Source organism: Kitasatospora sp. NPDC051705, from assembly GCF_044453265.1.
In the GTDB taxonomy this organism is placed as follows: domain Bacteria; phylum Actinomycetota; class Actinomycetes; order Streptomycetales; family Streptomycetaceae; genus Kitasatospora.
The window spans coordinates 1-9,450 of sequence record NZ_JBITCO010000055.1 but is presented as its reverse complement, the minus strand read 5'-3'; the positions used below and the strand labels follow the sequence as shown (position 1 = coordinate 9,450).

General features: G+C 74.1%; 8 protein-coding genes. 5 read left to right on the top strand and 3 right to left on the bottom strand.

Annotation, left to right across the window (positions count from 1 at the left end):
- Positions 1–190 precede the first annotated feature (190 nt).
- On the top strand, positions 191–1,045 hold the full coding sequence (locus ACIA8Q_RS33675; protein ID WP_396318303.1) for a GtrA family protein: 855 nt from the start codon (positions 191–193) through the stop codon (positions 1,043–1,045).
- Between the two features lie 51 nt (positions 1,046–1,096).
- Entirely contained in the window at positions 1,097–2,329 is a 1,233-nt protein-coding gene (locus ACIA8Q_RS33670; protein ID WP_360204493.1) for an ROK family transcriptional regulator, read from the top strand.
- 116 nt (positions 2,330–2,445) lie between these two features.
- On the opposite strand, the gene ACIA8Q_RS33665 is transcribed toward ACIA8Q_RS33670, so the two are convergent.
- Positions 2,446–3,483 carry an ABC transporter permease gene (locus ACIA8Q_RS33665; protein WP_387902303.1) on the bottom strand — a complete coding sequence of 346 codons (1,038 nt, stop codon included), beginning with the start codon at positions 3,481–3,483 and terminating at the stop codon, positions 2,446–2,448.
- 112 nt (positions 3,484–3,595) lie between these two features.
- On the opposite strand from ACIA8Q_RS33665, the gene ACIA8Q_RS33660 reads away from it, so the two are divergent.
- On the top strand, positions 3,596–4,045 hold the full coding sequence (locus ACIA8Q_RS33660; protein WP_360204498.1) for a MarR family transcriptional regulator: 450 nt from the start codon (positions 3,596–3,598) through the stop codon (positions 4,043–4,045).
- A 143-nt stretch (positions 4,046–4,188) separates the two neighbouring features.
- A complete protein-coding gene (locus ACIA8Q_RS33655) occupies positions 4,189–5,736 on the top strand; it encodes an MDR family MFS transporter (protein WP_360204500.1) in 1,548 nt (515 codons plus the stop codon).
- A gap of 115 nt (positions 5,737–5,851) precedes the next feature.
- Here the strand turns inward: ACIA8Q_RS33655 and ACIA8Q_RS33650 are convergent, their stop codons facing one another.
- Together ACIA8Q_RS33650 and ACIA8Q_RS33645 are read right to left on the bottom strand one after the other, a co-directional pair.
- Positions 5,852–6,100, bottom strand: coding sequence for a hypothetical protein (locus tag ACIA8Q_RS33650; protein WP_360204502.1), 249 nt, complete (start codon positions 6,098–6,100; stop codon positions 5,852–5,854).
- Between the two features lie 26 nt (positions 6,101–6,126).
- Positions 6,127–7,302, bottom strand: a complete 1,176-nt coding sequence (locus ACIA8Q_RS33645; RefSeq protein ID WP_396318302.1) for an anion permease — start codon at positions 7,300–7,302, stop codon at positions 6,127–6,129.
- 333 nt (positions 7,303–7,635) lie between these two features.
- Between ACIA8Q_RS33645 and ACIA8Q_RS33640 the strand changes: the two genes are divergently transcribed.
- Positions 7,636–9,261 carry a C40 family peptidase gene (locus ACIA8Q_RS33640; protein ID WP_396318301.1) on the top strand — a complete coding sequence of 542 codons (1,626 nt, stop codon included), beginning with the start codon at positions 7,636–7,638 and terminating at the stop codon, positions 9,259–9,261.
- The last annotated feature ends 189 nt before the right edge of the window (positions 9,262–9,450 follow it).

The following is a 9,450-nucleotide window of genomic DNA, read 5'->3' as shown; positions in this document are numbered from 1 at the left end:
GGGGGGTGGGGGGGGGGGGGGGGGGGGGGGGGGGGGGGGGGGGGGGGGGCCCCCGGGGGGGGGGGGCGCGGGGGGGGGGGGGGGGCCCGCCCCCCCCCCCCCCCGCCCCTCCGGGCATTGTGCAACAAAATGTCAGTAGGCGACCTGGCGTACGCCTGCTCCGCGATCTGTCACCGCGCGCTCTGACGCGGTGATCCGCCCGGCCGCCCCCGGCGCCTCGGCCACCTCGGTCCTCGACCCCTACTACTACGCCGAGATCGACCCGCGTACCGGTGACGTCACCCGAACCGCCTACCTGGGCGCCGGGTTCCTCTTCGACACGCTGCAGACGGTCGGGTCCATCGCCCCCGGCGGGGTGGTCTACCAGGCACCACCACCGGGATCCTGCGGATCACCGCGCAGTGAACGGGAGGGACGGCACCGCCCGTGCGAGACTGCGGAGATGCCGTCCCCCACGCAGCGCGCCCTGGCCCGGGTGCCGGTCCGGCTGCGGCCGTTCCTGGTCCGGCACCGCAGGCTGGTGAAGTTCCTGCTGGTCGGCGGCCTCTGCTTCGTGCTCACCCTGGTGGTCGACGTCCAGCTGAAGGCCACCGTGCTGGAGCACAAGCCGGTGGTCGCGCTGACCGTCGCCACGGTGATCGGCACCGCCGTCTCCTACGTGCTGAACCGCTGCTGGTCCTTCCGGGCCGACGGGCACCGGCGCGAGGCGCTGCTGTTCCTCCTGGTCAGCGCGGTGGCGATCGCGGTGAACGACGTGCCGCTGGTGGTCTCGCGCTACGTCCTGGACCTGCGCGAGCCCTTCGTGGGCCCGGTCGCCCAGGAGGCCGCCGACTTCCTCAGCGGGATGGTCCTCGGGACCTTCGTCGCCATGCTGTTCCGGTACTGGGCGATGCGCCGGTGGGTCTTCACCCGGCCCGCCGCGCGCCCCGCTGCCGGCCCGGCCGCCGCCCCGACGGCCGGCTCCGCCCTGCTCAGGACGCCGCCCCCGGAACCCGGTTACGCTGCAACGGAGGTGCCCCGCGGGATGCCACCGGACATGCCGTAGCCCGGCGACGGACCCGGCGGCGCCCGTCGGCACGCAGGCGGGAGTGGGTGCATGAGCGCGAGTGCGATGCGCGAGCCGGAGGGCGTCCTGCCCGGGCCCGCCAGCCAGCGCGGGATGCGCCGCGCCAACCTGGCCCTGGTGCTCGGGGTGATCGCGCTCGCCCCGCGCTCGCGCGCCGAGGTGGCTGCCGAGACCGGCCTGACCAGGGCCGCCGTCTCCTCGCTCGCCGAACAGCTGATCGCCGCCGGCCTGGTCGTCGAGGCGGGACCGGCCGCCCCCAGCGGGAAGGTCGGCCGCCCCGGCACCGCACTCGGGCTCAACCCGCTCGGGCCGGGCGGCCTCGGCGCCGAGATCGGCGTCGAACACCTCGGGGCCTGCGTGGTCGACCTGCGCGGCGAGGTCCGGGCCTGGCGCCGCCGGGAGGTCCGCAACCGCGGCCGCCGGCCCGCCGCCGTGATGGCCGACCTCGCCGAGCTGCTCGGCTCGGCCGTCGCCGAGTCGGGCCTGCGACCGGCCGGGATCACGCTGGCCGTCCCCGGGCTGGTCGGCATCTCCGGCGGGGTGCTCCAGCGGGCCGCCAACCTGGGCTGGGAGGACGTGCCGCTGGCGGCGGGGCTGCGCCCCGAGCTGCGCGCGGCCGGCGCGGCGGACCTCGCCGAACTGCCGGTGGAGGCGGACAACGAGGCCAATCTGGGCGGCCTCGCCGAGCGCTGGCTGGGGGAGGGGCCGGAGCACTTCCTGTACGTCTCCGCCGAGGCCGGCGTCGGTGCGGCGATCGTGGTCGGCGGGCGGCTGCTGCGCGGGGCGCGCGGCTACGCGGGCGAGTTCGGCCACCTGCCGGTCCACCCGGACGGCCCCCGCTGCGCCTGCGGCGCGAACGGCTGCCTGGAGCAGTACGCCGGCGAGGCCGCGGTGCTGCGGGCGGCCGGGCTGACCGGGCTGCCCGGCGACTGGGTGGCGCTGCTCGCGGAGCGCGCCGAGGCCGGGCGGGAGAGGGTGCTGGCGGCGCTGGCCGGGGCCGGTACGGCGCTCGGCACCGCGGCCGCCGGGGCGGTCAACCTGTTGGACCCGGAGCGGGTGGTGCTCGGCGGGGGCTACGCCCGGCTGGCGCCCTGGCTGCTGCCGGCGATGCAGACCGAGCTGGCCGCCCGGGTGACGGTGCGCCCCTGGTCGGACGCTCGGCTGGCGGTCTCCCGGCTCGGCCGGCGCGGGCCGCTGCTGGGCGCCGCGGTGGGCGTGGTGCGCGCCGTCGTCGCCGATCCGGGGAGGCTGGCGGCCGGCTGACGGATTGGCCGGAAGTCGACCCCAGGGCGGGTGCGGGCCGCGCACGGCGACGCCCGTGCGCCGGCCGGGAGGGCCGGGGCACGGGCGTGGGGGTCGGAACGGCGGGGCCGGGAGGCTCAGGCCTGGTCCACCAGCTCGCGGCCGACGGTGCGCGGGCGGCGCAGGACGGCCAGGAAGGTGACGGCGACGCCGAGCACCGCCCAGACCAGCAGCACCACGATCGGCAGCAGCAGGTTGGTGGAGCCGAAGTAGGCGATCGAGCGGGCGGCCGAGGTGCCGGCACCGTTCGGGATCCAGGAGCCGATGGCCCGCCAGAACGGCGGCATCATCGGCGGCGGGTAGACACCGCCGGCGCTCGGGTTGCCCAGCACGACGAAGACCAGCACCGCGACGCCGATGCCGACGATGTCGAACAGGCACTGCAGCGCCATGGTGAACGCGCCGACCGTGAACACCACCAGGGCGCCGAGGGCGGACAGGCCCAGGATCGAGCCGGGCAGCGCGTCCAGGACGGGCCCGGCGATCACCGTGCCGCCGATGCCGGCCGCGATCGAGTACAGCGCCAGCACGCCGAGCCGGATCGTCGCCCGCTGGGCGTTGGCGGGCTTGGAGCCGGCGCTGATGCCGAGGATCGAGGCGACCAGGTAGCCGCCGACGCACCAGCCGATGACCAGGTAGAAGCCGGAGAGGCCGTTGGTGTCGCCCTTGGCGAGCGGCACGACGTCCTCGACCTTGACCGTGCGGTTCTGGGACTTCTCCAGCGCCGTGGTGATGCTCTCGGCGGCCTTGGCGGCGGACGGGCCGCGGGCGCCGCCGACCAGCAGGGTGTCCTCGGTGCCGGCGGTGTTCACCACCAGCGCGGCGTAGATCTTCTGGTCCTTGATCTGCTGGGTGGCGGTCTCGGCGTCGGGGGCGGTGACGGCCTTGACGGCGTCGTCCGGGACCGACTCCAGCGCCTGGACGAACTTGGGGGAGACCTGCGGCGGGGCGACCACCGCGATCGACAGGTCGTGCGGGGCCGGGTGGTGCAGCGCCCCGACGTACGAGGTGATGAAACCGAGTTGGAGCAGCAGTACGGCGATCACGAGCAGCGCGGCGCGCGGGGTGACCGCTCCCTTCAGTTCGGCGACGAAACCCTGCCCCGGGGCGGCCATCCACATCTCCTTGCGTATAGGGGAAAAACGGATACTTCATACCATGAAGTAGTTGGGTTGTCGTACCCCACGCGCCGCATTCCGGCCGGTGCGGCTGCGGGATACTGGCGCCGTGAGTGACGAGGACGCCCTGCTGGCGGTGGAACGCGAGGTCGCGCTGATGTTCCGGCGGGGCCGGGCCAGAGTGGCGGAGCTCTCACGCCGGGTGCACCCCGAGCTGGAGGGTGCGGCGTACAGCATGCTCGGCTACATCGAGCAGGCCGGGCGGGTGCGGGTGACGGACGTCGGCGCCCACTTCACGGTGGGCAAGGCGACGGTGAGCCGGCAGATCCGGGCGCTGGAGGAGCTGGGTCTGGTGTCCCGGGAGGCGGACCCGCTGGACCGGCGGGCCGCGCTGGTCTCGCTGACCGCGGACGGGCGCCGGCGCTACCTGGCCGCCCGGGACGTCCGGATGCGGCGGGTGAGCGAGCTGCTGGGCGACTGGTCCCGGGAGGACGTCGACCGTTTCGCGGAACTGCTGCACCGCTTCAACGACGTGCTCGACGAGCCCACGGTGGAGTGACCCGGCCGCGGCCGGAGCGGTGGTGAGCCCGGCGGGCCCGCAGGAGGCGGGTTCCGGCCGGGCTTTACTTGTCCTTGAAGAAAGTTGCCTTAGTCAACCATTAGTCCTATGGTTGCTTAAGGCAACGATATTTAAGGATCCGGATGACCATGACCACCGAGGCCGCGACCGGCGCCGCCGCCGTCGACGACCGACCGATGACCCACCGGCAGGTGATGGAGGCGCTGTCCGGCCTGCTGCTCGGCCTCTTCGTGGCCGTGCTCTCGTCGACCGTCGTCTCCAACGCCCTGCCCCACATCCTCACCGACCTGCACGGCGGCCAGTCCGCGTACACCTGGGTGATCACCGCGACGCTGCTCACCCTCACCGCCTCCACCCCGATCTGGGGCAAGCTGTCCGACCTCGCCAGCAAGAAGCTGCTGCTGCAGATCGCCCTGGTGATCTACATCGCCTCCTCGGCGCTGGCCGGCCTCTCCCAGAACACCGGCCAGCTGATCGCCTGCCGCGCCCTCCAGGGCATCGGCGCCGGCGGTGTCACCGCGCTGGCGCAGATCTGCCTGGCCGCGATGGTCCCGCCGCGCGAGCGCGGCCGCTACAGCGGCTACTTCGGCGCGGTCTTCGCGCTGGCCACCATCGGCGGCCCGCTCATCGGCGGCGTCATCGTGGACACCTCCTGGCTGGGCTGGCGCTGGTGCTTCTACGTCGGCATCCCGTTCGCGATCGCCGCGATCCTGGTGGTCCAGCGGACCCTCAAGCTGCCGGTGGTCCGGCGCAAGGTCAGGATCGACTACCTCGGCGCGCTGGTCATCACCGCCGCGGTCAGCCTGCTGATGATCTGGATCACGCTGGCCGGCAAGAACTACGACTGGGTGTCCTGGCAGACCGCCGCGATGGTCGGCGGCGGCCTGCTGCTGGGCGCGCTCGCCGTGGTGATCGAGCGCCGCGCCGCCGAGCCGATCATCCCGCCGGACCTCTTCCGCTACCGCACCGTCACCCTCGCCGCGCTCGCCAGCGTGCTGGTCGGCGTCGGGATGTACGGCGCGACCACCTTCCTCAGCCAGTACTTCCAGCTGGCCCGCGCCAAGTCCCCGACCATGGCCGGCCTGATGACCCTGCCGATGATCCTCGGCCTGGCGCTCTCCTCCACCGTCGCCGGCCGGCTGATCACCAAGTACGGCAAGTGGAAGGCCTACCTGGTCTCCGGCACCTTCCTGCTCGCCGTCGGCTTCGGCCTGCTCGGCACCGCCCGGGTCGACACGAGCTACGGGCTGCTCTCCGTCTACATGGCGATCACCGGCGTCGGCCTCGGCCTGACCATGCAGAACCTGGTGCTCGCGGTGCAGAACACCGTGCCCCGCCACGAGCTCGGCGCGGCCAGCTCGGTGGTCACCTTCTTCCGCACCATGGGCGGCGCGATGGGCGTCTCCGCGCTCGGCGCGCTGATGAACAACAAGGTGACGCACTACCTGGCGGAGAACCTCGCCGCCGCGCACGTCCCGGCCGGGCCCGCGGCCGGCGGCGGGGGCATCCCGGACCTGCACCGGCTGCCGGCCCCGGTCGTCCCGCTGGTGACGGACGCCTTCGGGCACGGCGTCGGCGACGTCTTCCTGGTGGCCGCGCCCTTCTCGCTGCTGGCCTTCGTCACCGTCCTGTTCATCCGGGAGACCGCGCTGAAGACCCGACAGGGCTGACCGGCGGCGCCCACGCACGCGAACGGGCCGGGGAGTGTCGATGCACTCCCCGGCCCGTTCGGGCTCTCCCGGCGGTCACGTCCCGCCGGTCACGCGGTCGGTCGGGTCCCGCCGGTCACTTCCCGGCGATCAGCGTCAGCCCGTAGACGACGGCCGCGGCGCAGAGGCCGAAGCAGGCGTAGGCGCCGACCAGGGCGAGCCGGCCGCCGCCCGGGCCGCCGGAGGCCTCGCCCTCGCGGGCGGCCAGGGTGGCCTCGCGACGGGACAGGGCCAGGATGCCGAGCGCGAAGACCGCGACCACGGCGACGGTGATCCCGAAGCTGGCACCGGCGGTCTGGGCCAGGGCGTTCCACTTGATGTGCATGGCGTGTGCTCCTCAGCCTGCGGCGCTCAGGCCGCGACCGTGGTCGAGGCGGGGGTGGGGGCGTTGGCGGTGGGGACGGCCTGCGGGACCTCCACCGGGGCGGCGTCGTTGACGTTGTCCGCGCCGACGGGCTGGCGGCGGGAGATCAGCCACATGGCGCCCGAACCGGCCACCAGCACGGCGCCGACCAGGACGACGCCCCAGGTGCCCTGGCGCGCCAGCAGCGCGGCGCCGCCGGAGACCAGCGCGGCGGCCGGCAGGGTCAGCGCCCAGGTGTAGACCATGCGGCGCACCATGCTCCAGCGCAGCTGGGCCTTCGGGCCGCCGAGGCCGGCGCCCATGATGCCGCCGGAGCAGACCTGGGTGGTGGAGAGGCCGAAGCCCATGTGCGAGGAGGTCAGGATGACGGTCGCGGCGGCCGACTCGGAGGCGAAGCCCTGCGGCGCCTGGATGTCCGCCAGGCCCTTGCCCATCGAGCGGATGATCCGCCACCCGCCCATGTAGGTGCCGAGCGCGATCGCGGCACCGGCCGAGACGATCACCCAGGTGGGGGGCAGCGCGCCCTTGGGCAGGGCGCCGACCGAGACCAGGGTCAGGGTGATGATGCCCATCGTCTTCTGGGCGTCGTTGGTGCCGTGCGCCAGCGAGATCAGCGAGGACGAGAAGATCTGGCCGGTCTTGAAGCCCTTGGTGGCGATCCCGGAGTCGCCCTTGCGGGTGATCGCGTAGGCCAGCTTGGTGGCGCCCCAGGAGGCGAGGCCGGCGACCAGCGGCGAGGCGATCGCCGGGATGAGGATCTTCGACACGACGGTGTCGAAGTTGACGCCGTTCATGCCGATTCCGACAACGGTGGCGCCGATCAGACCGCCGTACAGCGCGTGCGAGGAGCTGGACGGCAGGCCGCGCAGCCAGGTCAGCAGGTTCCACAGGATCGCGCCCGCCAGTGCGGCGAAGATGATCTCGGGGTGGACGCCCGTCTTCTCGTTGACGATGCCGCCGGAGATGGTGGTGGCGACCTTCACGGACAGGAACGCGCCCGCGAAGTTGAGGACGGCCGCGATGGTGACCGCGACCTTCGGCCGGAGGGCTCCCGTCGCGATGGAGGTGGCCATCGCGTTGGCGGTGTCGTGGAACCCGTTGGTGAAGTCGAAGGCGAGCGCCGTGATGATCACAACGGCCACCAGGAACGAGATGTGTTCCATACCCAAACAATCGTCGTAGTTGTCGCACGGACGTTGGTGTCGTCGCGACCGTAGGTCGGCTTGGTAAACGGAAGGTGAACTGGACCGGGAATCGTGGTTCCTATGGTGGCCCCACGGTGTCCAACAGCTTTCGTGGGGGTGTCCCGGGCCGTGCTGAGCTGGGCATCGGCGAAGAACGCCCCGGTTCGCTCCGGTTTGCTGAGACCTGTCTCACACATCAATCGAGAATTAACCTCCCAGTCCGGGTGCGCCCTGTTTCCGGCGAGTAACCCGTGGGAGGATCGGCGGGATCCGGGGAACCCGGGGCACGGGCGGGGCGGGGAGGACGAACCCATGGGCGGGGCTGCACAGCGCACGGAGTCGGCGGGCGTACGGCCCTGGGTGCGGGCGGCACTGCGCTGCGGAGCGGCCCTGGCCGCGGCCGCGCTCGCGCTCCCGTTCGCCGCGCAGGCCGCGTACGCCGCCCCCGACCCGGGCGCGCCGGTCATCGCGGCCAGCCCCGGCGAGGACCCGCTGGCCGCCGCCAAGGCCACCCTCGGCCCGCTGCTCGACAAGCTGCACGGGCTCTACCAGAGTGCCGAGGCCGCCACCGAGCAGTACAACGGCGCCGTGGCCAAGGTCGCCGAACAGCAGGCCGCGCTCACCGACCTCCAGGGCCGCCTCGACCGCCAGCAGAAGCAGGTCGACGCCGGCACCGACATCGCCTCCCAGCTCGCCGCCGCCCAGTACCGCAACGGCGCCAGCTCCGCCTACGCCGAACTGCTGCTGTCCAAGGACCCGTACGAGGCCGTCACCATCGCCGAGCTGCTCGCCGCCGCCAGCCGCTCCCAGTCCGAGTTCCTCGACCGGCTGAAGAGCGACCGCGAGGCCCTCACCGGCCTGAAGCAGCAGACCGAGGAGGCCCTCAAGACCTCCCAGACGCTCGTCTCCGAGCAGGACGCCGCCAAGGCCAAGGTCGCCGCCGACCTCGCCTCGGTCGAGCAGCTGGTCTCCTCGCTCACCGGCGCCCAGCGCACCGAACTGGAGAAGCTGGAGAAGGAGAAGGCCGACGAGGCCCAGCTCGCCTTCCTCGCCTCCGGCGCCCTCGGCCAGGGCGAGCGCACCCCCTCGCTGGAGGGACGCGCCGCCGTCGCCTTCGCCCTCGCCCAGCTGAACAAGCCCTACCTGTGGGGCGGGACGGGCCCGGAGGCCTACGACTGCTCGGGCCTCACCTCGCAGGCCTGGCTGCACGCCGGCCGCCCGATCCCGCGCACCAGCCAGGAGCAGTGGGCCCAGCTCCCGCACATCCCGCTGAACCAGCTGCGCCCCGGCGACCTGATCATCTACTTCGAGGGCGCCACCCACGTGGCGATGTACATCGGCGGCGGCCTGGTCGTCCAGGCGCCCCGGCCGGGCGCCGTCATCAAGGTGTCGCCGATCGGCTCGATGCCGATCCTCGGGGCCGTCCGGCCCGACCCGTCCGGCGCGGCGGACGAGGCCGGCGGCGCCTGGAAGGTGCCCGCCCTGCCCGCCGGCTGGGACGCCGTCACCCCGATCGCGCCCAGCCCGGCCAACCAGGCCCCGGTGACCCCGGCCCCCGGCACGCCCGCCACCCCGCCCGGCGCCACCCCGGGCACGCCGTCCACCGGCCCGGGCACGCCCACCGGCACCGGCACGCCGTCGGGCACGGGGACGCCCACCGACCCGGGCACGCCGAGCGGCACCGGGACCACCACGCCCACCCAGACGCCCACCGGAACGCCGACCACCACGCCCACCCAGAGCCCGACCGGCACGCCGACCACGACGCCGACCGGCACCCCGACGCCCACCGGCACGGGCACGCCGACGCCCACCGGGACGCCGACCGGCACCGGGACCGGCGCCCCGAGCTCCACCGGCACCGCCACCACCAGCGGTTCGGCCAGCGCCCCGGCCCCGGGCAGCGCCAGCGCGACGCTCCCGCTCGGCGGCCACTGAGCACGGTGGTCCACCGGCGGGACGGTCCGGGGAACGGGACGCTTCGAGGAACGGGACGGGCGCCCCGCGCCCCCGGCGCCCGGGGGCCCGCCCCGTACCGTGCGGGGCCGGCGCCGCTACACCCCCCGGGCGGGCGCGCAGCCGCCGACCCCCCCCGTGGACGTCGGGGGGTTGGGGATGTCGGGCGGG

Coding starts and splice junctions, on each gene's coding strand:
- ACIA8Q_RS33650 (WP_360204502.1), bottom strand. CDS start 6,100: ATGCACATCAAGTGGAACGCCCTGGCCCAGACCGCCGGTGCCAGCTTC.
- ACIA8Q_RS33670 (WP_360204493.1), top strand. CDS start 1,097: ATGAGCGCGAGTGCGATGCGCGAGCCGGAGGGCGTCCTGCCCGGGCCC.
- ACIA8Q_RS33645 (WP_396318302.1), bottom strand. CDS start 7,302: ATGGAACACATCTCGTTCCTGGTGGCCGTTGTGATCATCACGGCGCTC.
- ACIA8Q_RS33655 (WP_360204500.1), top strand. CDS start 4,189: ATGACCATGACCACCGAGGCCGCGACCGGCGCCGCCGCCGTCGACGAC.
- ACIA8Q_RS33665 (WP_387902303.1), bottom strand. CDS start 3,483: ATGGCCGCCCCGGGGCAGGGTTTCGTCGCCGAACTGAAGGGAGCGGTC.
- ACIA8Q_RS33640 (WP_396318301.1), top strand. CDS start 7,636: ATGGGCGGGGCTGCACAGCGCACGGAGTCGGCGGGCGTACGGCCCTGG.